This is a genomic window from Streptomyces sp. ISL-100 (assembly GCF_018614615.1).
Taxonomy (GTDB): Bacteria; Actinomycetota; Actinomycetes; order Streptomycetales; family Streptomycetaceae; genus Streptomyces.
Genome location: NZ_JAGGOK010000043.1, coordinates 58,614 through 83,374 on the forward strand (window position 1 = coordinate 58,614; position 24,761 = coordinate 83,374).

General features: G+C 68.6%; 19 protein-coding genes. 11 read left to right on the forward strand and 8 right to left on the reverse strand.

Annotation, left to right across the window (positions count from 1 at the left end):
• Positions 1-39 precede the first annotated feature (39 nt).
• From J7E89_RS20150 to J7E89_RS20165, 4 genes are all read left to right on the forward strand, one after another.
• Positions 40-261, forward strand: coding sequence for a hypothetical protein (locus tag J7E89_RS20150; protein ID WP_214975474.1), 222 nt, complete (start codon positions 40-42; stop codon positions 259-261).
• Positions 258-1,022, forward strand: coding sequence for an ABC transporter ATP-binding protein (locus J7E89_RS20155; protein WP_214975476.1), 765 nt, complete (start codon positions 258-260; stop codon positions 1,020-1,022). The genes J7E89_RS20150 and J7E89_RS20155 overlap by 4 nt, the downstream gene beginning before the upstream one ends.
• Complete coding sequence (locus tag J7E89_RS20160) at positions 1,019-2,215, forward strand: ABC transporter permease (RefSeq protein ID WP_251060811.1); 1,197 nt, start codon at positions 1,019-1,021, stop codon at positions 2,213-2,215. Before J7E89_RS20155 ends, J7E89_RS20160 begins: the two co-directional genes overlap by 4 nt.
• A 550-nt stretch (positions 2,216-2,765) precedes the next feature.
• Positions 2,766-3,803, forward strand: coding sequence for a cation:proton antiporter (locus J7E89_RS20165; RefSeq protein ID WP_374196840.1), 1,038 nt, complete (start codon positions 2,766-2,768; stop codon positions 3,801-3,803).
• A 193-nt stretch (positions 3,804-3,996) separates the two neighbouring features.
• Here J7E89_RS20165 and J7E89_RS20170 read toward each other — a convergent pair whose 3' ends face one another.
• Both J7E89_RS20170 and J7E89_RS20175 read right to left on the reverse strand, forming a co-directional pair.
• Positions 3,997-4,236, reverse strand: a complete 240-nt coding sequence (locus tag J7E89_RS20170; protein WP_214975478.1) for a hypothetical protein — start codon at positions 4,234-4,236, stop codon at positions 3,997-3,999.
• Positions 4,237-4,359: 123 nt separating this feature from the next.
• Positions 4,360-6,765 carry a phosphatidylinositol-specific phospholipase C domain-containing protein gene (locus J7E89_RS20175; RefSeq protein ID WP_214975480.1) on the reverse strand — a complete coding sequence of 802 codons (2,406 nt, stop codon included), beginning with the start codon at positions 6,763-6,765 and terminating at the stop codon, positions 4,360-4,362.
• Positions 6,766-7,116: 351 nt separating this feature from the next.
• Here J7E89_RS20175 and J7E89_RS20180 point away from each other — a divergent pair, with 351 nt between their 5' ends.
• Positions 7,117-7,626 carry a DinB family protein gene (locus tag J7E89_RS20180; RefSeq protein ID WP_214975482.1) on the forward strand — a complete coding sequence of 170 codons (510 nt, stop codon included), beginning with the start codon at positions 7,117-7,119 and terminating at the stop codon, positions 7,624-7,626.
• Position 7,627: 1 nt separating this feature from the next.
• Here the strand turns inward: J7E89_RS20180 and J7E89_RS20185 are convergent, their stop codons facing one another.
• On the reverse strand, positions 7,628-8,035 hold the full coding sequence (locus tag J7E89_RS20185; protein ID WP_214975484.1) for a DUF5997 family protein: 408 nt from the start codon (positions 8,033-8,035) through the stop codon (positions 7,628-7,630).
• 56 nt (positions 8,036-8,091) lie between these two features.
• On the opposite strand from J7E89_RS20185, the gene J7E89_RS20190 reads away from it, so the two are divergent.
• The gene (locus J7E89_RS20190; protein WP_214975486.1) at positions 8,092-8,868 is read left to right on the forward strand and encodes a LysR substrate-binding domain-containing protein; all 777 of its coding nucleotides are present in this window, start codon (positions 8,092-8,094) and stop codon (positions 8,866-8,868) included.
• 795 nt (positions 8,869-9,663) lie between these two features.
• Positions 9,664-10,164, forward strand: a complete 501-nt coding sequence (locus J7E89_RS20195) for a transglycosylase SLT domain-containing protein (protein WP_374196839.1) — start codon at positions 9,664-9,666, stop codon at positions 10,162-10,164.
• Between the two features lie 22 nt (positions 10,165-10,186).
• On the opposite strand, the gene J7E89_RS20200 is transcribed toward J7E89_RS20195, so the two are convergent.
• Positions 10,187-11,284 (reverse strand): prephenate dehydrogenase, encoded by a 1,098-nt coding sequence (locus J7E89_RS20200; RefSeq protein WP_214975490.1) that lies wholly within the window; start codon positions 11,282-11,284, stop codon positions 10,187-10,189.
• Between the two features lie 247 nt (positions 11,285-11,531).
• Here J7E89_RS20200 and J7E89_RS20205 point away from each other — a divergent pair, with 247 nt between their 5' ends.
• The 3 genes from J7E89_RS20205 to J7E89_RS20215 all read left to right on the forward strand — a co-directional run bounded on the left by J7E89_RS20205 (position 11,532) and on the right by J7E89_RS20215 (position 14,557).
• Entirely contained in the window at positions 11,532-12,527 is a 996-nt protein-coding gene (locus tag J7E89_RS20205) for an alpha/beta hydrolase (protein ID WP_214975493.1), read from the forward strand.
• Positions 12,520-13,683: an acyltransferase gene (locus J7E89_RS20210; RefSeq protein ID WP_214975495.1), complete on the forward strand. Its 1,164-nt coding sequence runs from the start codon at positions 12,520-12,522 to the stop codon at positions 13,681-13,683. Before J7E89_RS20205 ends, J7E89_RS20210 begins: the two co-directional genes overlap by 8 nt.
• Before the next feature lie 202 nt (positions 13,684-13,885).
• The gene (locus tag J7E89_RS20215) at positions 13,886-14,557 is read left to right on the forward strand and encodes a response regulator transcription factor (RefSeq protein WP_214975497.1); all 672 of its coding nucleotides are present in this window, start codon (positions 13,886-13,888) and stop codon (positions 14,555-14,557) included.
• A gap of 19 nt (positions 14,558-14,576) precedes the next feature.
• Here J7E89_RS20215 and J7E89_RS20220 read toward each other — a convergent pair whose 3' ends face one another.
• From J7E89_RS20220 to J7E89_RS20235, 4 genes are read right to left on the reverse strand one after another with little or no spacing between them, the layout of a single operon-like run.
• On the reverse strand, positions 14,577-15,815 hold the full coding sequence (locus J7E89_RS20220) for a beta-ketoacyl synthase (protein ID WP_214975499.1): 1,239 nt from the start codon (positions 15,813-15,815) through the stop codon (positions 14,577-14,579).
• The gene (locus tag J7E89_RS20225; protein WP_214975501.1) at positions 15,812-16,048 is read right to left on the reverse strand and encodes an acyl carrier protein; all 237 of its coding nucleotides are present in this window, start codon (positions 16,046-16,048) and stop codon (positions 15,812-15,814) included. Before J7E89_RS20225 ends, J7E89_RS20220 begins: the two co-directional genes overlap by 4 nt.
• Positions 16,049-16,065: 17 nt before the next feature.
• The gene (locus J7E89_RS20230; protein WP_251060813.1) at positions 16,066-17,061 is read right to left on the reverse strand and encodes a beta-ketoacyl-ACP synthase III; all 996 of its coding nucleotides are present in this window, start codon (positions 17,059-17,061) and stop codon (positions 16,066-16,068) included.
• A gap of 56 nt (positions 17,062-17,117) precedes the next feature.
• Positions 17,118-18,326 carry a cytochrome P450 gene (locus J7E89_RS20235; protein ID WP_214975505.1) on the reverse strand — a complete coding sequence of 403 codons (1,209 nt, stop codon included), beginning with the start codon at positions 18,324-18,326 and terminating at the stop codon, positions 17,118-17,120.
• Positions 18,327-18,716: 390 nt separating this feature from the next.
• Here J7E89_RS20235 and J7E89_RS20240 point away from each other — a divergent pair.
• Positions 18,717-24,761 (forward strand): non-ribosomal peptide synthetase (locus J7E89_RS20240; protein WP_214975507.1); only part of this gene is annotated, 6,045 nt, incomplete at its 3' end.

A 24,761-nucleotide genomic window follows, 5' to 3' on the forward strand; every position in this document is an offset into this window, starting at 1 on the left:
CCGAAGGAGACGGGCCAGCTCGATCAGGCGCCCGTGCAGGTGTCCATCATCACGGAGACCGTGAAGGACGTGCTGTCGGTGCCGGTGAACTCACTGCTGGCGCTGGCCGGCGGCGGATACGCGGTCGAGGTCGTCGAGGCCGGTGGCAAGCACCGTCTGATCGCCGTGAAACCGGGCCTGTTCGACGACGCCGCGGGCAAGGTCGAGGTCACCGGAACCGGCCTAAAGGCCGGACAGAGCATCGTGGTGCCGTCGTCATGACCGAAGTCGAGACGGAGGTACGAGCGACGGGGGCCCGGCAGCTCGGTGAGCCGGTCCTCCAGCTGGAGAACGTGACCAAGATCTATCCCGGGGTGTCACCGGTCGTGGCCATGGACCGGGCCAGCTTCACCATTCGCCGGGGCGACCTGGTGGCGATCGTGGGCCCGTCGGGTTCGGGGAAGTCCACCCTCCTGCAGGTGATGGGCACCCTGGACCGTCCCACCTCGGGGACCGTCAGGATCGTCGGCGAAGACGTCGCCAAGATGTCGGACTACGCGCTGGCCGGACTGCGGGCCACCCGGATCGGTTTCGTGTTCCAGCAGTTCTTCCTGGCCGAGCACGCCACAGCCCTGGAGAACGTGGCCGACGGAATGCTGTATTCGGGCGTCAGGCACGGCGCCCGGATGAAGGCCGCGGGCGCGGCACTGGCCCGGGTCGGGCTCGGCCACCGGATCAACCACCGCCCGCCCCAGCTGTCGGGAGGTGAGCGGCAGCGCGTCGCGATCGCCAGGGCTCTGGCAGGGAACCCGGCGATCGTGCTGGCCGACGAGCCCACCGGCAACCTCGACAGTGTCTCCGGGGCCGCGGTCTTCAAGCTGCTCAAGGAACTCAACGCCGAGGGCACCACCATCATCATGATCACCCACGACCGTGAGCTGGCCGCCCGGCTGCCGCGCCGCATCGAGGTCCACGACGGCCGGATCGTCGCCGATGTCACCGCGGACGAACAGCCCCTGGACACCGAAAGGCATCTGCCATGACGACCACGGCTCCCGGCCGGCTGCATCCGGCCGACATGGCGCGGACCGCCGGGGTCGGGCTGCGCACCCGGCGGATGCGGGCGGCGCTCTCGGCGCTGGGCATCTCGATCGGCGTCGCGGCGATGGTGGCGGTCCTCGGGCTGTCCGCCTCTTCCCAGGCCGGTCTGCTCGCCGAGATCGACAAACTCGGCACCAACTTGCTGACCGTGACACCGGGTCAGATGCTGGGCGGCGGGGACGCCAAACTGCCCCAGGACGCTCCGGCGGTGATCGCCAGGGTCGGCCCGGTGGAGACGGTCCAGAGCACCGGCAAGACCAAGGCCAACGCCTTCCGCAGCCCGTACATCAAGAGCATCAACACCAACGCGATCACGGTCAGCGCCGCCAGTCTCGATCTGCCCGCCGCGGTACGCACGACCGTCGCCCGCGGCAATTACCTCAACGCAGCCACCGCCGAACAGCCGGTCGCCGTGCTCGGCTCGGCCGCCGCCAAACGGCTGGGCATCGCCAAGGTCCACCCGGACGCACGCATCTGGGTCGGCGGACAGTGGTTCTACATCGCGGGGGTCCTCAACTCGGCCACCCTGGCGCCCGAGCTCGACTCGTCGGTGCTGGTCGGCTATCCGGCCGCACGGAAGTACCTCAACTTCGACGGTCATCCGTCCATGGTCTACGTACGGTCCGACACCGATCAGGTCAACGAGGTCCGCGACGTGCTCGCGGCGACAGCCAACCCGGCGAACGCCAGTGAAGTCGACGTCAGCCAGCCGTCGGCCGCTCTCGTGGCCCGCGCCGCGACCCAGTCCGCGCTCAACGGCCTGTTCCTCGGGCTCGGGGCGGTGGCCCTGCTCGTCGGCGGCATCGGAGTGGCCAACACCATGGTGATCTCCGTCCTGGAACGCCGCTCCGAGATCGGGCTCCGACGCGCACTCGGTGCGACCAAGGGCAACATCCGTCTTCAGTTCCTGTCCGAAGCGGTCCTGCTCGCCGCGATGGGCGGTGCGGTCGGGGTGGCGCTGGGAGTCGTCGCCACCGCCTTCTACGCCCAGATCAAGGGCTGGGCCACCGTCGTGCCACCGCTCGCCTGGGGAGGGGGACTTGGGGCGGCCATCGCCATCGGCGCCATCGCCGGCCTGCTCCCCGCGCTCCGGGCGGCCCGCATGCAGCCCACCGAAGCCCTCCGGACTTCGTAGTCACCGCCGGCGTCACAGTGCCCGGCCCGGCACCGCGCAGAAGGAGCGTCGGTGCGGTGCCGGGCATCGCCATACCCGCGTCCAACTGTCGAGACTGGTCAGTTGGAAACTCTGACCGTTGATATGGAGGAAGTTGTGCACCGCCTATTTTTCCTTGTTGTTCTGGGTGTAGTTCTAGTGGTGAGCGGCTGTTCCAGTAGTTCGTCCGCCAAGCCCGGGTCGACGAACAGCAGACCTACGGGCGAGACATCATCGGGAGGACCGGCGAAAATTGATCCGGCCGCCTATTCCGCATGCATGCGCGCGAACGGCGTACGGAATTTCCCGGACCCCGACCACTTCGGTGGCTTCCAGATAGGGGCGGAGGACGGAATCGCCCCTGAGACACCGCAGTACCAGGCAGCATACGAAGCCTGTCAGTGATGGTCGCTCAAGGGGCCGTTGATTTAACCTGAGTTCTTCATCTTCCTGAGGAGCCCTGTGTTGTGGGTGGCTCGCACCGGAGGCCGCCGCGTGGCTGCTGCCGTCCAGTCCCGAGCAGACCCACCTGCTGGACGCCGTCGGTCAGATCGCCGTGCTGCTGCTCGTCGGACTCACCGGCATCGAACTCGACTTCGCCCTGGTACGCCGCCGCGGACGCACCGCGCTGCGGGTCAGCCTGTCCGGACTCGTCATCCCGCTCGCCCTCGGTATCGCCCTCGGCTATCCGCTGGCGAAGATCTTGTACACGGGGACGGCCGACACGACGGTCTTCGCCCTCTTCCTGGGCGTGGCGATGTGCGTCAGCGCGCTCCCGGTCATCGCCAAGACACTGATGGACATGAACCTGATCCACCGCAACGTGGGTCAGCTGACTCTCGTGGCGGGCGTCGTCGACGACGCTTTCGGCTGGTTCATGCTGTCGGTCGTATCCGCGATGGCCGTCGGCGGGCTGACCACGGGCAAGGTCGCCATCGCACTCGTCAGCCTCCTGCTCGTCGTGCTGGTCGCGGTGGTGGTGGGCCGGCCCGTCGTGCGGGCAGTCCTGCGGCTGAGCAACGGGTCCGAGGAGCGTACGGTCGCGATGGCCGCCGCGATGATCCTCCTCGCCGCGGCCGGCACGCAGGCCCTCGGACTCGAAGCCATCTTCGGAGCCTTCGTCTGCGGCGCCCTCATCGGCACCAGCGGTGAGTTCGCACGGGCCCGCACGGCCTCCCTGCGTACGGTCGTCCTCGCCTTCCTGGCCCCCCTCTTCTTCGCGACGGCCGGACTGCGGGTCGATCTCAGGGCGCTCGCCAACCCCAAGGTGCTCGCAGCGGCCCTGATCGTGCTCGCGGTCGCGATCTTCGGCAAGTTCGCCGGCGCCTACCTGGGGGCGCGGCTGAGCCGGCTCAGTAAATGGGAAGCGCTGGCACTCGGCGCCGGGATGAACGCCCGTGGCGTCATCGAGGTGATCGTGGCGATGGTCGGCCTGCGGCTGGGCATCCTCGACACCAACAGCTACACGATCATCGTCCTCGTCGCCGTGGTGACCTCGGTCATGGCGCCGCCGCTGCTGCGCATGGCCATGAAGCGGGTCGAGTACACGGAGGAGAACAGTTGCACCTGAGCGACCGAGCCGAAGCGAACGCAAGGGGCAAAGGTGTGAGCGGGGTGGCGGCACGGACCGAGTGACGTCCGATACATCGCCGGTGTGGCCCGAGTGGAGTGCCGCCCTGTACGAGCACTGCCAGGGGCGCGCGACCGCGCCCCTGGCAGTGCCCGCCGAGCGGCACGCGACCACCCCGTGGCGTCAAGCGGTATCAGATGTGGACACGCGCACCGGGCACCCCGCCGCCGGTGGCGAACACGCCCTGGTCGGCCCAGCCGCCACGGCCGTTGCCGCCGTTGTTGACGAAGGCATGGATCCCTCCGCTGTCGTCCACGACGAGGTAGTCGGCGCGTGCGTCGCCGCCGATGTCGGCGAATCTGACCTGTGCGCCGGTCCACGCGGAGGAGCCGCTCGCGATGACACCCTGGTCGGCCCAGGTGATGCGGCCCAAGGGGTCGTTGGCGTCGGGAGTGGTGACGTTGGTCAGGGCCTGGGTGGCACCGTTGTCGCCGAGGACCAGGTAGTCGGCCTTGCCGTCGCCGCTGATGTCGGCGAACCTGACCTGTTCGCCGGTTCAGCCGGAGGAGCCGGTGGCGATGTAGCCCCGGTAGGCCCAGCCGCCACGGTTGTCACCACCGGTGTTGATCCAGGCGCGGACCGCCCCGTTGTCGTCCACGACGAGGTAGTCGGCGCGGGTGTCACCACCGACGTCGGCGAACCTGACCTGGCTGCCCGACCAGGTGGAGCCGCTGGCGACGTAGCCCAGGGAATCCCAGCCGCCGCGGCCTTCGCCGCCCAGGTTGATCCAGGCTCGGGTGGCACCGTTGTCGTCGACGACGAGGTAGTCGGCCTTGCCGTCGCCGTTGAAGTCCACGTCGTAGTCACCGGCGTGCCCCCTGCTGGGCGGGGCCGGCTTGACGTCCACGAACTCGCTGATCGCGCCGGCCGTGGCCGCATTGGCGATGCCCGTGTACCAGGCGCGGGCCATCTTGGAGTATCCGCTGTCCTTGGGGTGCAGCGTGTCGTTGAGGTCGCCTGTGGTGACGTCCGCCATGCTCACCTGGCGCACCAGACCGGTCGGGGTGGCGCGCGCCGCGATCACTCCTGGTATCGCGGCGTTGTACGCGACGATGCGCTTCTGGACCTCGGGCGTGGTGGAGGGCACCAGGGAGGCGACGAGGATCACCGTGCTGGGGGAGGCGACGCGGATCTGGTCGATGAGCCCGCCCAGTCGCGCCGGGGCGGTGCTGACCTGGTAGTCACGGTTCATGTCGTTGGTGCCGATGTGCAGCAGCACCACGTTGGGTTTTGCCGCCGCCAGCCAGGTCTCGATGTTGGCGGACAGCTGGTCGATCCGCCAGCCCGAGTGCCCTTCGTGATCCAGGTCCATGCCGGCCACAGCACCGTGCTGCAGCGTGCCGACGAGGTCCACGACATCCGCGCGGTCCTTCAGCAGCGCCCCGAGATCGGCCCGGTAGCCGGACGCGGTGGAGCTGCCCACGCCCTGCGTGATCGAGTCGCCCAGCGGCATCACGGCGAGGCGCGGCACCTTCCAACTGCCGCTGGAACCACGGGACTCGCCGGTGTAGGTGTAGGTGTTGAGAGCCTCCACGGCAGCCATGGGGTTGCCGTCCTTGTACTGATCGATGGCCAGGAAGTTCGGCTTCTTGCGGGCGGCGGGCATGCAGAAGCGCTCCGCGCGGTTCTGGAGCTGCTCGTTGTCGTTCCCGTACGTCGGGCTCATCGGCACGTCCCGGAAGTGGTTCATCACGAAGAGACGGCGGAACTTCGGCTCCTCCTTGCTGAGCGGAATGTCGCCCCAGCGGGTGTAGCAACTCCAGTCGGAGTTGCCCAGACCCGGGCCCATGGACCAGTAGTTCTCGACCGTCCAGTCCTTGGCCCGCATGACGCCGAACTTCTCGCGCGCGTCGTCGCCGGCGTCGGAGAAGACCAGCAACCGCTGGTTCTTCGCGACCATCTCGGAGACCCTGGGCCAGCCTTGGTCCTGCACCTGCGCGGCCCTCGGGTTGAAGATCATCCTGGTGAGGGCGGGGACCTGGTCGAACACCGACTTCAATTGCTCCGAAGTGACGTTGTCCTCAAGGAACACGGTGACGACCTGGTCCGGGTGCGCCTCCAGCCAGGTGGTGATTGTCTGGAGCGACTTGAGCAGCGGCATCGACCCCATGCTGCAGGACCCGTGGCAGAGGAGAATCCGGCCTTCGTACTCGTAGACGTCGAGCATCAGCGCGCGGACACCGGCGTCGAGCTGCCCCTGGATGGAGTGCGGCTGGTTCGGGGCGAGCGGGGTGTCGATGTCCTCGCTGTTCTGGTACGCGTTGTGGGCCGTGAGGTAGGTCATCTGGTCGAACGTGGGGTCCGTGGGCATGGGCTTCTTCGGCGGGTCGATGGGGGTGACGAACCACTCCTCGTGTGCGCCGGCCTCGTCGGAGAGCCGGACGTCCGCGGCGGCGTCTCCGGGCGCCACGCCGGAGAGCTTCGTCTGGAGGCCGGGCACGAGGACGCGGTACCGCTCACCGGCCTGGTGCTCGAAGTTCCATTCCGTACCGGTGGCGGAGCAGGTCTTGATAACTCCGAGCGCTCCGGCGTTGCCGCTCTCCCGGCCGAGGCACTGTCCACTCCTGGTCGAGCTCTTGATCCGGAATCCGGCGCTGCCCGCGATCTGCTCGAACTCCCACTGCTGGTCGTCCTCGTCGCCCTTGGGCCGGGTGGTCTGTGCCACACTGCCGCCACCGGAGATCTGGTTACCGCCGGCGACGTTCTGGATGTAGAACCGGCCCTGGGTCGGAGGGCCTGCGGCGAGAGCGGGGCTCGCGCCGCCGGTGAGTGCCCCGATGGTCAGCAGACCCACCGTCAGAGCCATGACCAGCACGTGTGCCACCGGTCTTCGGACAGTTCCGGCGGTGGGCGGATTCGCAGCGACCGCGGCCGCCGAACGTCGACGGACGGAGATGTGCATGTGGGGCTCCCCCGGGTGATGCGGTCGGTACGGTAGATGCTGTGGGCAACTGGCCCGCCCACAGCATCGGTCCCCCCACTGTCGTTTCGCTGACGTACCGCTGACGCCTGTCTGGCACGCCCGGGTGCGACGCCGCGGTGTAAGCGGTTGGACCGGCGTCCTTTACGTACGTACCGACTCCGGATCGCTCGTTCCGGAACCACCGGTCACTGACGATCAGCGAGCTGCGCAGTTCGACCACGCATGTGAACGGACTTTGCCGAAGCGGTAGTTGGCTTTGTGGACGTCCGTTCGAGATCCCGGTGCGTGTCGATGACGCAAGGGGCCGGGGTGAGCGGCCATGGTGGGTGCATGAACAGTGCCGGCATTCTGGTGGATGCGTTCGAACGGATCCGGGAAGTGGTGCACGAGGCCGTCGAAGGCCTCCCGCCCGATGACCTCAGCGCGCGGCTGGGCGAGGGGGCGAATTCCATCGCCTGGCTCGTGTGGCACCTGACGCGTATCCAGGACGACCATGTCGCGGACGTGGCCGGGGTCGAACAGATCTGGATCACCGAGGACTGGGCCGCCCGCTTCGCTCTGCCCTTCGCGAAGGAGGCGACCGGCTACGGCCACAGCAGCAAGCAGGTAGCGGCCGTGCGAGTGAGCTCGGACGAGCTGCTGTTCGGCTATTACGACGCGGTCCACGAGCGCACCGTGAGCTTCATCCGAGACCTGCGCGACAAGGACCTGGACCGGATCGTCGACGAGAGCTGGTCGCCCCCGGTCACGCTCGGTGTCCGCCTCGTCAGTGTCATCGCCGACGACCTTCAGCACGCCGGCCAGGCGGCTTTCGTCCGGGGGGTGCTGGAGCGCCGTTAGCTCAGTCGGTCGGGTCTGCCGAGCGCAGCTGTGCCCGCTCCGCGTTCTTCTCCTTGATACGCACCGCTTCCTTCCGGACCTCGGCCAGGTTGGCGCGCTCCTGCCGCAGCCACTCGGGACCGTCCGCCTTCAGCGCCTCGATCTGCTCTGTGGTGAGCGGTTCCGTGATTCCGCCACGCGCGAGACCGGCGATGGAGACGCCCAGCTTCGCCGCGACCACGGGACGGGGGTGCGGGCCCTTTGCTCGCAGGTCCAGCAGCCACTGGGGCGGATCGGCCTGCAGTGCGTTCAATTCGGAGCGCGAGACGACACCCTCCTGGAACTCGGCGGGGGTGGCCTCGAGGTACACACCCAGCTTCTTCGCCGCGGTGGCGGGCTTCATGGTCTGGGTGTTCTGGTGCGACGTCATGTGTCAAGGGTATCGAGCGTGCGTGCCACCTCTGACCATGACGGTAACCTTGCGGGGTGACAGGCTCGGAAGTATCCCCTTTGTTCCGGCTCGCATACGTGCCGGGAGTGATGCCCACGAAGTGGGTGCGGATCTGGAACGAGCGGCTGCCGGAGGTCCCCCTCACCCTCCTCGGGGTGTCCGCCGCCGAGGCATTCGACGTACTGCGTGGCGGTGGCGCCGATGCGGGTTTCGTGCGGTTGCCGGTCGACCGGACGGACCTCAGCGCGATTCCTCTCTACACCGAGACGACTGTCGTGGTGATCCCGAAGGACCACCACGTGGCGGCGCTGGACGAGGTGTCCACAGAGGACCTTGCCGACGAGCTCGTGCTGCACCCGCTCGACGACACCCTCGTCTGGGAGCGTCTGCCGGGACAGCCCGCGAACGAGCGACCGGCCACGACAGCGGACGCCGTCGAGCTGGTGGCGGCAGGGGTGGGCGTACTCGTCGTCCCGCAGTCACTCGCCCGCCTGCACCACCGCAAGGACCTCACATTCCGGCCGGTGCCGGACGCCCCCCAGTCGCGCGTCGCGCTGTCGTGGCCGGAGGATGCGACCACCGACCTGGTGGAGCAATTCATCGGGATCGTCCGCGGGCGTACCGTCAACAGCACGCGGGGCCGCCCCCCGGCCCAGGCGGAGCCGAAGCGCAAACGCCCCGCTGCGGGCGCGGCGTCACAGCGAAAGCCCGCAGCCGGCAAGTCGTCCGGCAAGGCGACCGGCAAGAACCCCCGGAGCGGATCCGGCGGCCCGAAAGGCGGCAAGCGCGGCAAACCGCGCCGCCGGTCGTAGCCCACGGGCCGGCCCTCAGGCCGCGTCCCACAGGTCGCAGCGGTGCACGGCTCCCAGGCCCGTCGTCGTGGCGTGGCCGCCCCCGGACGCCGTACGCGGCTGAAGCACCCGGGCCCGGCCGCCGGCCCTGTTCCGGCATGCCTTGCTCGCCCTGAGAGCGCGGCGCCGATCCATGGATGAAGGACCACCAGTGCGCGATCGCCTGCGCGGACAGGGCGCGCTGTGCGGCGTTGAAGTCGGCCGCGCGGCCGTAGGGCTTGAAGGGGTAGTTCAGCTCGGCGCGTGGGTGGCCCCGAGGCGTAGACCTTGCCGCGCTGGGCCAGGCGCGCGTCGGCGCCTGCCTGCTTCGTCCACCACTGCAAGGACCGCGCCCTGGAAACCCATGTGAGGTGGCTGGAGGAGGTCCTCGCCCAAGTCGCGGGACAGCCCCCGGCGGGGGCCTGTGGTTGTGAGTCGGCCCATAGGTCCTGGGTCACATACGAAGCGGGGTAGTAGACCCGGTGGGCGGTCCTGCCGTCCTGGGGCGCGGCGGTCGGCGCCTCGTCGTCTCTTTACTACGTAGACGAGCAGTAAAGCCGGTCCTTGCCGACATCTCGGTCAGCCGTTAACCATGGATCGAGCCCCGGGGAGCTGATTGCTCCGCCTCGCCGTCGCCGGCCCCCGCGGCTGTCCCTGACGCCACCTGAATGGAGACTTTCCATCCGTACGCCCGCTCAGTCCCTGAACCGTGCCACCCGTACCGCTCGAATCCGTAAGTTCTCGGCTTCCGGGATGTGCGCCGCAGGAGCCGCAGCAGTGGCCCTGACCCTTGCCCCGTCCCCGGCCCAGGCCGCCCAGCCGGCTTCGCACGGCGTGTCCGCCGCGGCCACCGTCCCGGCAGCCGGAGTCTTCGCCCAGGCCGACGCCATCGCGAAGAAGGCCGACAAGGCATCGAAGGCAGAGAAGGCAGAGAAGGCCGACAAGGCGCCTTCCTACCCGGACAACCTGGACGGCTGGATCCGCGAGGCTCTGGGCATCATGAAGGCCAAGGGCATCCCGGGCACCTACGAGGGACTGCACCGCAACATCATGCGTGAGTCCGGCGGCGACCCCGACGCAGCCAACGGCTGGGACATCAACGCGCAGAACGGCACGCCGTCCAAGGGGCTGCTTCAGGTGATCCAGCCCACCTTCGACGCCTACCACGTCGCGGGCACCCCGCGGGACCTGACCGACCCGGTCGCCAACATCACCGCGGCCGCCAACTACGCCGCCGACAAGTACGGCTCCATCGACAACGTCGACTCCGCCTACTGAGCCCCGGCGACGCCCCGTCGATTCAGCGCTCGCGCCATCCCCGTGCCTGAAGGGCCTTTCTCAAGGGCGCCGTCAGGCCGGGCGCGACACTGACGTGGACCAGTCCGGCCAGCTGGCCGGTGGCATGCTCCATGCGGATGTCCTCGATGTTGACACCCGCGCGATCGGCATCCGCGAACAGCCGTGCCAGCTCCCCCGGCTGGTCCCCGATCATGACGGTCACCACCTCGAACCGTTCGGGCTGGGTTCCATGTTTCCCGGAGATCCGGGCGCGCCCCGACTTGCCCCTGCGCAGCACGTTCTCGACGATCTCCACACCGCCGCTCCGCTTGCTTTCATCCGTCGCGGTGATGGCACGCAGGCCGTCGACCATCTCGCCCAGGTCGGAGCCCAGTTCCTCAAGCAGGTCGGCCACGGCGGCGGCGTTGGCGCTCAGTATGTCCAGCCAGAGCCGGGGGTCGGCTTCCGCGATGCGGGTGAGGTCCCGCAGGCCCGGTCCCGCGAGGCTCACCGTACGTTCCTCGGCATGCTCCAGGCGCATGGCGACCAGGCTCGCCACGACATGAGGTGCGTGCGAAACCAGCGCGACGGCTCGGTCATGCACGGCGGCCTGCATCACGACTGGCACAGCGCCGCACAACGACACCAGCTCCAAGGCCGTGTTGAGCGTCTCGGTATCGGTGTCCGCCGTCGGTGTGAGCGCCCACGTACGCCCCTCGAACAGGTCGGCCCGGGCCGTCAGCGGGCCGCTGCGGGACGCGCCGGCCATCGGATGGCCTCCGATGTAGTGCGAGGTGTCGCAATGAAGGGCGATGGCATCCTGCTGTGGCTCCGCTTTGACGCTCGCGACATCCGTGTAGTGCCGCGCCAGACCCTGTGCCTGTACGTCCGCCAGCACCCTGCCGACCAGCGGCGGCGGTACCGCCACAATCGCCAGATCCACGACTTCCGTCGGGGCCTGCGCCGTTCCGGCCCCCATCGACGCGGCCGTCCGTAACGCCTGCGGATCGACATCCCGAAGATGTACGGTCACGTCGCGCGCCCGGAGAGCCAACGCCACCGACGTGCCCATCAGTCCTGTGCCGGTCACCAATGCTGAGCGCATAACGACTGCGTCCATTCCCTGAGTTGAACAGCAACGTAGCGGCCTGGTTCTCCGAGCACCCGGTCAGTCGGGACGATAGACGGCCGACAGCGCCGTACGAAAGGTCGGACAGAGGTTGGACGCCCCCACGCCCGCCTGCGACCCGTAGTACTTGAGAGCTACCTGGAAGGTGCCCTCCAAGGAGGGACGCAGACCACGAGGCGTGATCCGTAACTTCAGTGCCGGAGTTCGAAAGATTTCCAGTACGGAAGGACCATCCCCCATGGCGTCGCCCGGCTCGCGCGGAAACACTCTGCGCCGCACTCTGCTCGCTGCACTCATCACCGTCTCGGTGGCCGTGCCGGTGTCGGGTGCGGCCCGCCCGGCGGCCGTCCCGGCGCCTGTTCCGGCCCCGCTTGCCCCGATGCGCGCCGCGACCCCCACCGCTCTCGCCGAGCGGTACGCCGCCACGCGTGACGGCATCCGGGCAGCCGAGCGGATGGCCGTCGGTCACGGTGACCGGAAGCGGGCCACCGAACTGCGCACCATGGCGGGCCCCGGGCGCCACTTTCTCTCCTTCGACGGCCGTGACGGCGGCCGTACCGTCGAGGTCTACGGCGACTTGTCGCGGGCCGAGCGGATCGCCGTACTGGTCCCGGGCTCGGACACCAGTCTCGACAAGTACTGGCGCCTGCGACGCGACTCCGTCGCGCTCGAGCGGGAGCTGGGCGAAGGGTCCGCCGTAGTGGCCTGGCTCGGATACGACACGCCCGCCACGGTGAGCCCGGGGGCAACAACCCCAGGACGGGCCGACGCCGCCGCCCCCGAACTGCGGAAATTCGTACGGAAGTTGAACGACCTCAAGCCCGCCGCCCGGACCTCCCTCGTCTGTCACTCCTACGGTTCCGTCGTCTGCGGCCGGGCAGCCTCCGGACTGGAGGTCGCTGACATCGTTCTGTACGGCAGCCCCGGTACCGGCTACGACAATGCCGCCGCGCTCCATACCCGGGCCACTGTCTGGGCAGGCCGGGGCAGCACCGACTGGGTCGCGAATGTTCCCCACACGAAGCTCGAACTGCCCTTCACCACAGTCGGCTTCGGGACCGACCCGGTGTCGCCCGAGTTCGGCGCCCGGCCTTTCGCAGCCGGCGACAGCGGCCACAGCGACTACCTGAAGCGCGATTCCGTATCGCTGCGGAACATCGCCCGGATCGTCTCGGGAGAAGCCGCGTCCGGAGAGCCCGCGTCCGGAGAAGCCCGGGGGAGCCGTCATGCGTGACTTCGTCCGGCGGATCGACTCCGCGACTCCTCCCGACCGCGACCGTGCCGTCGACGCTCTGCGGGCCATGGCCATCCTCGGCGTGGTGCTGGGCCACTGGCTGGTGACCGCACTCGTCAGCGACAGCGGCACGGTGCGCGGCGCCAGCCCGCTCCGTTACATGCCCCAATTCACGCCGGTCTCATGGGTGTTACAGACCCTCGCAGTGTTCTTCCTGGTGGGTGGGCAGGTGGGCGCGAAGAGTTACGCCTCCTCCCGCGCCCGGGGCTTGACGTACAGCGGGTGGCTCGGCGCCCGGATGGCCCGGCTGTTGCGGCCCGTAGCCGTCCTGGTGGTGGTGTGGACTGTGGTGGTGTGCGTGATGCTCGCTTCCGGGGCGAACCAGGACACCATCCGCGCGCTGTGCAAGCTGGTGTGGTCCCCGCTCTGGTTCCTGCTGGTTTTCGCGGTGCTGACAGCGGCGACCCCGCTGGTGGCGAAGCTGCACCCGCTGTGGCCGCTGGCCGTCGTCCTGTACGTCGACCTGTTCCGCCTCGGCCTCGACGGCCCGGCCTGGCTCGGCTGGATCAATGTGCCGGCCGGCTGGCTGGTCCCGTACTGCCTGGGCGCGGCCTGGGCCCGGGGCGCCCTGCGGGACCGTACGACCGGCTGGGTGCTGCTGCTCGGTGGCGCCGCCGTCGCCACCGGACTCGTCCTGTGGGCGGGCTACCCGGCGTCCATGGTCGGGGTGCCCGGCGTTTCGGTCTCCAATCTCGACCCGCCCAGCCTCGCCGTCGTCTCCTTCGGTCTCGCCCAGTGCGGCGCCGCCCTGCTGCTCCTCGGCCCGCTGCGGCGAGCGCTGCGGCGCCCCGCCGCCTGGGCGGCGGTGGCACTGGTGAACCTCTCCGCGATGACCATCTTTCTCTGGCACCAGACCGCGGTGATCGCCGTAACCGCCCTCGGCCTGCTCGTGGGCACACCCCTGACCGGCCTGCACACCGTCCCCGACAGCCCCCTCTGGGTGCTCGTCCGGGTGGCCTGGCTGCCGGTGTTCGCCCTTGCCCTGCTGGCGTGTTGGGCGGCGTTCCGTACGTACGAACAGGGGCGGCCGCGAAAGAGCGGCGGGGTTGTCCGCAAGGGGCGTGCTGCCCGGTCGGAGCCGGCGGAGCATGTCTAGGGTGGTTCTTACGAAGCCGGCTGCCGGCGTTCCGTATCATCCAGGAGGTACTCGGCAACGCGCTGCGGAACGCCCAGGGAGCGGAGGTACGGGTGGAGATCGACTGTCGCCCCTGGACGGTCACCGTCCGGGGCCGCCAACACCGCACCGGACCGCCAACCAAGCGCCCTGCCCAGCCTGGAAAAACCTTTGAGGACGCCGAATGACGAACATCCGCGTGCTGATCGCAGACGACCAGATGATGGTCCGCCAGGGCTTTACTGTGCTGCTCAACGCCGAACCCGGCATCGAGGTTGTCGGCCAGGCCGTGGACGGATTGGAGGCCATCGCCAAGGTCGCCGAACTCGACCCCGATGTCGTCCTGATGGACATCCGGATGCCCGGACTCGGTGGCATCGAGGCGACCCGCACCCTCACCGCACCCGCCGATGCCACCGTCAAGGTGCTCGTCCTCACCACCTTCGACCTCGACGAGTACGTGTACGAGGCGCTGCGCGCGGGCGCGTCCGGATTCCTGCTGAAGGACGCCTCCGCCGCCGAACTCGCCCAGGCGGTAAGGGTGGTGGCGGCCGGTGACGCCCTGCTGGCACCGAACATCACCAAACGCCTGATCGCCGAATTCTCCCGGGTGACGGTCGCACCGCGCGCCCCGGTCAAGGGCCGCATCGGCGAACTGACGGAACGCGAGACCGAGGTCCTCTCCCTGATCGCGCAGGGCCTGTCGAACGCGGAGATCGCCACCCGTCTGGTGGTGGCGGAACAGACCACGAAGACCCATGTCAGCCGGATCCTGATCAAGCTGGGCCTGCGCGACCGGACCCAGGCCGCGGTCTTCGCGTACGAGACAGGCCTGGTACGCCCGTCCGGATACTGAGTTCCCCTCTTCCGGCCTTTCAGGCGCTGCCGAGAACGAGGACCGCGTTGTGGCCGCCGAAGCCGAACGAGTTGCTGACGGCGACGGACACGGGGGCGTGGCGAGGTGCGCCGTGGACGATGTCGATCTCGGCGATGCCAGGGCCGGGTGCCTGGAAGTTGGCGGTGGGCGGAATCACTCCCTGCTCGATCGACAAGGCGGTGAACGCGGCCTCGACGGCCCCCGCGGCCCCCAGCATGTGGCCGGTCACGCCCTTGGTGGAGGTGACCGCGGTGTTGCGGCCGAATACGCGCTCGATGAGGCCGGCCTCGACGGCGTCGCCCTGCGGGGTGCTGGTCGCGTGGGCGTTGACAAGCGTGACGTCCGCGGCATCGACCTGCGCGTCCTCGAGCGCCAGCCGCACGGCGAGCTGCGCGCAGCGTCCGTCGGGATCGGGCGCGGTGAGGTGATGGGCGTCGGAGGACGCGCCGTAGCCCAGAACCCGTGCGTAGGCGCGTCGGCCGCGAGCCTTGGCGTCGTCCGCGCGCTCCAGGACGAGCACCGCGGCGCCTTCGCCCAGGACGAACCCGTCACGGTGCTCGTCGAACGGCCTGGACGCACCGGACGGGTCCACACCCCGCCGGGACAGCGCTTTGAGCCGGTCGAAGGCAGTGGACACCAGGGGCGTCACCGCGGCTTCGGTACCGCCGGCCAGCACTACGTCGCAACGCCCCGCGCGTAGCAGGTCCAGGGCGTACCCCAGCGCGGTGGTGCCCGCCGCGCAAGCGGTGGAGAGGGTGAGCGAGGGCCCGTGCAGGCCGAGGTTCATGGCCACGGAGCCCGCGGCGATGTTACCGATGGCCTTGGGGACGGTCAGCGGGTTGACCGCGCGCGGCCCCCTGTCCCGCAGCCGTTGTCCTTGTTCCTCCCAGGTGCCCTGCCCGCCGACCGCGGTGCCCAGCACCACACCGGTCCTGGCTGTGTCCCAGGATCCGTCGGTCGGTGCCGCGTCGGCGACGGCCGCGCGGGCCGCAGCGATGGCGAACTGAGTGAAGGGGTCCATACGCCGGGCGTCGCCGCCGAGAACCAGCTCCGGATCGAAGCCGGAAACAGCGCAGCTGAAATCGACCCCCAGTCCCGCGAGCCGCGGATCGGCCGCGCCCGCGGACTGCCCGGCGCAGGCCGCTTTCCAGGCCGTGCTGGTGTCGGCCCCGGACGGTGTCACCATTCCGATTCCGGTGATCACGACGTCGGGGCGCCGGTATCCGTAGCTGGTCATGCGGGGACGACCGCTCCCTGTGCCTCCAGAAGCTTGGACAGTTCGGCCACGGTGGTCGCGGCGGTCAGAATCTCCTCGTCGATGGTGACGCCGAGGTCGTCCTCCAGCTGTGCGCCGAGTTCTGCCAAGGACAGTGAATCCACCTCCAGGTCTTCGAACGACTGGGTGGGAGCGATGTCTCCGGGGACCTTGTAGACCGTGCCGAGGATGGTGGCGAGATAGTCGACGAACATCTGCGGATTCCTTTCACTCAGATCTCTGAAGTCACGGCTGTCAGCTGAGGCCATGTCAGTGCGGCCGACGCCCAGGCCAGTCCGCCGCCGAAGGCGGTCAGCACGGTCCGGGCGCCGGAATTCAACTGCCCGGTGGCCAGCGCCTCGGCCAGCGCCAGCGGGATGGAAGCGGACGCCGTGTTGCCGACACGGGACAGCGCGCACACTGCTCGCTCCGGCGGTACGCCGAGCCGGTCCGCCACCGCCTGGATGATGCGGGCGTTCGCCTGGTGCGGTACGAGGGCGTCGACGGTCTCGGGGGTCCAGGCACAGTCCTTCATGACCTGAAGTGCCGAAGCCGTCATCTGCTCGACAGCCCGCAGGTAGACCTTCCGGCCGGCCATGGAGAACCAGCGTTGCTCGTCGGGCTGTTCGGCCTCGCCCGGGATGTGGATGAGGTCCTTGCCCGACCCGTCGCTGCCGAGGTCGAAGGCGAGCAGAGCGCCCTGCTCCGTCGCCGAGCCGCGGCGCAGCAGCACCGCCCCCGCACCGTCACCGAAGATCACGGCCGTGGACCGGTCCGTGGGGTCGACGATTCGAGAGTAGGTCTCGGCCGCGACGACCAGGACGCTGTCGGTGATTCCGGCCGCAATCATGCCGGTGGCCGCCGCCGTGGCACAGAGGAAGCCACTGCAGACGGCGGAGATGTCGAAGGCGGGAATCTGGCCGAGGCCGAGGCGCTGTGCGATCTCCGGGGCGGCGGCCGGACAGGGGCGGTCCGGTGTCGTGGTGGCAAGGATCAGCCCGCCGGCCGTTTCGAGGCGCGCCGAACTCAGCGCGTTGGCGGCGGCTTCGCAGGCGAGATCCCGCATGGACACTTCGGGAGCGACCCGGCGTCGTGCGGCGATTCCGGTGCGCGTACGAATCCACTCGTCGGTGGTGTCCAAGCCGGCCGCCAGCGACGTGTTGTCGAACTCCGCAGCCGGCAGGCACGTTCCGAGGCCGGCGACCACTGCTGCCGTCCGCGTGCTCAATTCATCGCGAGTGGTCGCAATGGACTCCGGTGTGTACATCTGGGCTGCCCCCTGGTTTACGCGGCGCTCGGTGTCAGCCGGACCTGGAGACGTTCGGGGCCGTTGACCACTATCGAATCAAGAAGCTTGGGCTCACCGTCGAGTTCGATGTCGACAGATCTGCTGAGCAGCTCACCGTAGAGAAGTCGTAGCTCGACACGAGCGAGCATGCTGCCGAGGCAGAAATGCTCACCGAAACCCAGCGCCAGATGCCGGTTGGGCTGCCGGTTCACGTCGAACTGGTCAGGATTGTCGAATATTGATTCGTCGCGATTGGCCGACGGGAGCCAGAATACGACTCGGTCGCCCGGCGCAATGTTCTTCCCGTGGATCTCGACCGGCCTTACCGCGGTACGCATAATGTGCGTTGCGGTGGATGTCCAGCGAAGGACTTCTTCGACGGCGGACGGCAGAAGAGCCGGATTCTCCGACAACATCCGCCACTGGCCGGGGTGTTCGAGGAACGACAGCATGCCGCCGGCTGCCGCTATGCGGGTGTTCTCGGTCCCGCCGACCAGCAAGTTGTCGCAGTTGAGGATGACATCTTCGGCGCTCAGGCGTTCGCCGTCGATGCTGGCCGTCGCCAGCACACTCACCAGATCGTCGGTCGGATTCGCCGCCTTTTCGGCATGGAGTTTCTCGAAGTACCCAAGAATGTCCAGATGCGCGAACCTGCGAGTGAGCGGGTCGCCCGCCGCGAATGCCTGGCTGGTCAGGTCGTACAGGTGCTGCCAGTCGGATTCCGGCACACCCATCATCTTGCAGATCACGTACAGCGGGACCCGGGCGGCGATCTCCGCGACGAAGTCGCAGCTTCCGCGCTCGACGGCCTGGTCGACGACTCGCCGGGCGATGTCTTTCATCTCCGGCTCAAGTGCGCGGACCGACCGGACCGCGAACCATTCGTCGACCAGTCCCCGGAGTTGGCGGTGCCGGGGCGCGTCGGTGAGGGCCAGGGTGCGCCCGCCTCCGGGGTCGGCCCCGTGGTCGGCCGGCCGCAGGAGGATTCCCTGGGCCGAGCTGAAGGTTTCCGCGTCGCGGTATGCGGTCCGGACATCCTCGTACCTGGTCAGGGACCAGAAACCCGGGAGCTCGGTCGGCGGATGCCAATAGACCGGCGCGTTGGCGCGAAGCCATCGCCATTGCGCAAAAGGGTCACCGTGCGAATACAGCTCAGGATCCACCAGGTTGATATGCGGCAATGGCTCGGTCGGCTCACTTTGCATGCGACGCCTCACTAAGTTCTTCTGGGCAGTTTTTACGGTGGCATGGCCCGTGATGCAGCGTCAAGGTTCCGCCCTGCGGCCCACAGCGGTGTTCAACTGCCGCACCGGCGCAGTTGAACACGGCCGCACCGGATGCAGTGGCCTGCGGTCGGCCCGGCCCCGCGGAACATTGAACATCGGCGTACCCCTGAGACATAGTGGATCACTGGAAAGGCCATTGGAGTGTGCGGGAATGGCTACATCTGCGCATGCGCCTGATGAATGGGACTCCTCGGCAATACATTCACGATTCGGCTCGCCGCCGTCCGGCTGATCGCTTGCACAGCGGCTCGGAACCGACAAGAAAACTAGGCCGGCGTTGCAGCCGATGCGTGTCCAGGAGGACTCCTGATGATTCCGTTGTCATACGCACAGCGCCGGTTGTGGTTCATCTGGCAGCTGGAGGGGCCGAGCGCGACGTACAACACTCCCGTCGTACTGCCGCTGCCGAGCGGGACGGACAGTGCGGCGCTGGGTGCGGCGCTGAGGGATGTGATCGGGCGGCACGAGGTGCTGCGTACGGTCTTCGAGGTGGTTGACGGCGAGCCCTACCAGCGCATCCTTAAGCTCGACGACCTGGACTGGGAGCTGGCTGTCGTCCAGGTCGCGCCCGCGGACCTGACTGACGCGGTGGCTGAGGCGGCGGCGTATGCCTTCGATCTGGCGTCGGAGGTGCCGATCCGGGCGTGGCTGTTCGAGGCCGGGCCCGACGAACGCATGCTCGTCGTGGCGATGCACCACATCGCCAGCGACGGCTGGTCGACGGCGCCGCTGGCCCGGGATGTCTCGGTGGCGTATGCGGCGCGGTGCGAGGGGCGGGCGCCGGAGTGGGAGCCGCTTCCGGTGCAGTACGCCGACTACGCGCTGTGGCAGCGCAAGCTGCTCGGCGAAGAGCAAGACCCGGAAAGTTTGATGTCTCGCCAGGTTGCCTACTGGCGCGAGGCATTGGCGGGTGCGCCGGAGGAGTTGGAGCTGCCGTTCGACCGTCCGCGTCCGGCAGTGGCTTCCCACCGCGGGCACCGGGTGCCGATCGACGTATCGGCGGACGTGCACGCGCGCCTTGTGGAGGTGGCCCGGGCCGAAGGCGTGACCACGTTCATGGTGCTGGAGGCCGCGCTGGCGATGCTGCTGTCCCGCCTCGGCGCCGGCACGGACATCCCGATCGGCACGGCGGCGGCCGGACGTACCGACGAGGCGTTGGACGATCTGGTCGGGTTCTTCATCAACACACTGGTGATGCGCACGGACCTGTCGGGGGACCCCACGTTCCGTGAGGTGCTGGCCCGGGTGCGCAAGACGGGACTCGCGGCGTTCAAGCACCAGGATGTGCCGTTCGAGAAGCTGGTCGAGGAGCTCGCCCCGGCCCGCTCCCTGGCTCGGCATCCGCTGTTCCAGGTGATGTTGACCGTACAGAACAACGCGCGGTCCGAACTGGGCCCGCTGGGCGAAGGTGGCGGGTCCGGGGCCGGGTACCAGGCGGCCGTGAAATCGCCGGCGGCCGCATCGGCCGGGACGGCGCGCGCGGCCAAGTTCGACCTGGACTTCTCCGTGCGTGAGGCGTTCGACGCCGAGGGTGCCCCGGCGGGGCTGGGCGGTTCCGTGACGGTGGCGTCGGACCTGCTCGACGCCAAGACGGCAGAGGGGATTGCGAACCGTTGGGCGCGGGTGCTGGAGCAGCTCGTAACCGAACCGAGGACTCGGCTGAGTGCCGTACAGGTGCTTGAGGCTGATGAGCGGCACCGTGTGCTCACCGAGTGGAACGACACGTCGACCGATCTCCCGTCCACCCTGGTGAATGAACGGTTCGAAGCGCAGGTGGCGCGCACGCCGGACGCGGTGGCGGTGGTGTCCGACGGCGTCGAGGTGTCGTACGCCGAGCTGGACAGGCGGGCGAACCGGCTGGCTCATCTGCTGATGGGCCGGGGTGTCGGTGCGGAATCGGTGGTGGGCCTGTGCCTGCCTCGCGGCGTCGAGATGATCACCGCGATCCTGGCGGTGTGGAAGGCCGGCGGTGCGTACCTGCCGATCGAGCCGGAGCAGCCGACGGACCGCCTCGCGTTCGTGCTGGCGGACAGCGCGGCTCAGGTACTGGTGGTGGGCGCTCGGGAGACGGCGGAGGGCCTGACCGGTGGCCTTGCGACGGAGCAGGTGGTGCGGCTGGATGACCCGCGGCTGCGGGCGGAGTTGGCGCGGGCTGCCGATTCGGCTCCGGGCATCGGCCTGGCGGCTGACGTGCCGGCGTATGTGATCTATACGTCGGGTTCGACGGGACGGCCGAAGGGTGTGGCGGTGACCCATGGTGGGCTGGCGAACTATGTGGCGTCGGTGCCGGGTCGGGTGGGGTTCGGTGAGCCGGGTGGGCGTTATGCGTTGTTGCAGGCGCAGGCTACGGACTTGGGTAACACGGTGGTGTTCGCGAGTCTGGTGTCGGGTGGTGTGCTGCACATCCTGGACGAGAGTGCGGCCATGGATCCGGAGGCGGTGGCCGGTTATCTGGCCGAGCACCGGATCGATTACCTGAAGGCGGTGCCCTCACATCTGGCGGCGTTGAGCGCTGCCGGCGGTGTAGAAGGCGTACTGCCGGCGAAGGCACTGGTACTGGGCGGCGAGGCCGCCCCGGCCTCGTGGGTACAGGAGTTGGTGACCGCTGCCGGTGACCGGGCGGTGTTCAACCACTACGGGCCGACCGAGGCAACGATCGGTGTGGCCACTACCCGCCTGACCCAGGAGCTGGTGGCCGGTGGTGTGGTGCCGGTCGGCTCGCCTGTGGGCAATACACGGGCGTACGTGCTGGATGGGGCGATGTGCCCCGTGCCGGTGGGTGTGGCGGGTGAGCTGTATGTCGCCGGGGCGCAGGTGGCGCGTGGGTACGTGGGGCATGCGGGGCTGACGGCGGAGCGGTTTGTGGCCTGTCCCTTCGGGGGCGCCGGTGAGCGGATGTATCGCACGGGTGACCGGGCGAAGTGGACCGCGGGTGGGCAGCTGGTGTTCGCGGGGCGGGCGGACGACCAGGTGAAGGTCCGTGGGTTCCGGATCGAGCTGGGTGAGGTCCAGTCGGTGGTGGCCGGCCACGCGTCGGTGGCGCAGGCTGCCGTTGTCGCGCGTGAGGACGTACCGGGGGACAAGCGCCTGGTCGCGTACGTCGTACCGGCTGCGGGCACGGACGGGAACGTCGAACTGCCTGCGACAGTGCGCGAGTTCGTGAGTGAGCGTCTGCCGGATTACATGGTGCCGACGGCGGTGGTGGTTCTGGATTGCCTGCCGCTGTCGGCGAACGGAAAGCTGGACCGCAAGGCATTGCCCGCACCGGAGTACGCGGTGAGTTCCGGTCGGGGGCCGGCCAATGTGCGGGAGGAGATCCTGTGCGCCGCCTTCGCCGATGTCCTTGGGCTGGAGAGCGTCGGGGTCGATGACGATTTCTTCGCGCTGGGCGGACATTCGCTGCTGGTGATCCGGCTCGTGGCGCACTTGCAGGCGCGCGGGGTGTCGGTGTCGGTGCGGGCGCTGTTCCTGTCCCCGACTCCGGCGGAGCTGGCGCTGTCGGTGGGTACGGAAGCGGTCACGGTTCCGGAGAACCTGATACCGGCGGACGCGTCTGTGATCACGCCGGAGATGCTGCCACTGGTGGACCTGACGGCTGCGGAGATCGAGCGGATAGTCGCCGGCGTTGAGGGTGGTGCGGCGAATGTGGCGGACGTGTATCCGCTGGCGCCGTTGCAGGAGGGCCTGCTGTTCCACCACATGCTGGCGGAAGGCGGCGAGGACGCGTACGTGCTCCCGACGGTGGTGGAGTTCGACTCCCGCGATCGCCTGGATGCCTTCACGGATGCGCTTCAGCGGGTGGTGGACCGGCACGACATCTACAGGACAGCGATCGTGTGGGAGGGGCTGGCCGAGCCGGTACAGGTCGTGTGGCGGAATGCCGTACTGCCGGTCGAGGAAGTGGTACTGGATCCGCAGAGCACCGACCCCGTGGCCGAGTTGCTGGCGGCCGGCGGTCTGTCGATGGATTTGGGCCGGGCGCCGCTGCTCGGGGTGCACGCGGCGGCGGTGCCTGGCAGTGACCGGTGGCTCGGGTTGGTGCGCATCCATCACATGGTGCGGGACCACACGGCGCTGGCAGTGATGCTGGCGGAGGTGCGGGCATTCCTGGGAGGACGTGGCGCGGAGCTGCCGGAGCCACTTCAATTCCGGGACTTTGTGGCGCAGGCGCGTGGCGGGGTGGAGCGCTCGGAGCATGAGCGGTACTTCGCCGAGTTGCTGGGTGACGTCGAGGAGCCGACGGCGCCGTTCGGACTGGTGGACGTACGGGGTAATGGCGCGGACTCGGCTCGAGAGGTTGTGCTGTTCGAGCCAGAGCTGCACGAGCGGTTGCGCGACGTGGCGCGTCGTGCCGGGGTGAGTGCGGCGACGGTCATGCATGTGGCGTGGGCGCGTGTGCTGGCGGTGGTCAGCGGTCGAGCTGATGTGGTGTTCGGAACGGTGCTGTTCGGGCGTATGAACGCCGGCGCGGGTTCGGACCGGGTGCCGGGTCCGTACATGAACACGCTGCCGGTACGTGTGCGGGTGGGCGAGTCGGGTGTGCTGGCGGCGGTGTCGGCGATGCGTGGTCAGCTGGCGGAGCTGCTGGAGCATGAGCACGCGCCGCTGGCGGTGGCGCAGAGGGCCAGCGGAGTGGCCGGCGACACCCCGCTGTTCACCTCGTTCTTCAACTACCGGCACAACACCGGCCAGGGCTCCGAGCAGCAGGGCGCGGACGAAAGCCGGGACGTGGAGATGGAGGGAATCCGGCTGCTCTTCTCGCGTGAGCGCACCAACTATCCCCTCGCGGTCTCGGTCAATGACAACGCGGATCAAATTTCGCTGGCCGTGGATGCGGTGGCTCCGGTCGACCCGGAGGCGGTGGGTGTGTTGGTGCGTACTGCGGCGGAGGGTTTGGTGTCGGCGCTGGAGGTGGCGCTGGAGGGTGGCCCGGATGTGCCGCTGAGTACGGTCCAGGTGTTGGATGGGGATGGGCTTCGTCGGGTGGTGGCGGAGTGGAATGAGACGGGGGTTGAGGTTGAGGCTTCGACGTTGCCGGAGTTGTTTGAGGCGCAGGTGGTGCGGTCACCGGGTGCGGTGGCGGTGGTTGCTGATGGTGTTGAGGTGTCGTACGCGGAGTTGGATGTGCGGGCGAATCGGCTGGCGCGGTTGTTGATCGGTCGGGGTGTTGGTGCGGAGTCGGTGGTTGGGGTGTGTATGGGCCGTGGGGTGGAGACGGTGGTGGCGCTGTTGGGGGTGGTGAAGGCTGGTGGGGCGTATCTGCCGATCGATCCGGAGTATCCGGCGGATCGGATCGGGTTCATGTTGCAGGACGCGGCTCCGGTGGTGGTCCTGACTACGACGGCGCTGGAAGGGGTGCTGCCGGGGGTTGTGGCGCGGGTCGTCGTGGATGATCCGGCGACGGTCGCGGATCTGGAAGTGCTGGACGGTGGGGTGTCGGGTGAGCGGGTGTTGCGGTCGGAGAGTCCGGCGTATGTGATGTTTACGTCGGGTTCGACGGGGCGGCCGAAGGGTGTGGTGGTTGAGCATCGTTCGGTGGTGGGGTTGTTGTCGTGGGCGGCCCGGGAGTTTGGCGGGGCTGAGTTCGCACGGGTGTTGGTGTCGACGTCGTTCAACTTTGATGTGTCGGTGTTTGAGCTGTTTGGTCCGTTGGTGTCGGGGGGCAGTGTGGAGGTGGTGCCGGACCTGCTGGTGCTGGCGGATGGTGAGCGTGGTGTGGGTGAGGTGAGTCTGGTCAGTGGTGTGCCGTCGGCGTTTGCGCAGGTGGTGGCCGGTGGTGGTGGGCTTGGGGTGCGGCCGCGCACGGTGGTTTTGGCGGGTGAGGCGCTGACGGCGGATGTGGTCGGTGGTATCCGTGAGGTCCTGCCGGGTGTGCGGGTCGCCAACATTTACGGTCCGACCGAGGCGACGGTTTATACGACGGCGTGGTCGACGGAGGCGGATGTTGAGGGGTTGGTGCCGATCGGCCGGCCGATCTCGAACGCCCGCGTGTATGTGCTGGATGGGGCGTTGTGCCCGGTGCCGGTGGGTGTGGCGGGTGAGTTGTATATCGCGGGTGCGGGTCTGGCCCGGGGTTACCTTGGGCGTGCGGCTCTGACTGGTGAGCGGTTTGTGGCCGACCCGTTCTCTGCTACGGGCGGACGGCTGTACCGGACAGGTGACGTCGTTCGGTGGAGTGCGGACGGTGAGGTGGAGTATCTGGGGCGTGCGGATGAGCAGGTGAAGGTCCGTGGGTTCCGGATCGAGCTGGGTGAGGTCCAGTCGGTGGTGGCAGCTCACCCTTCGGTGGCGCAGGCCGCGGTCATCGCGCGTGAGGACGTACCCGGCGACAAGCGCCTCGTCGCCTACGTCGTA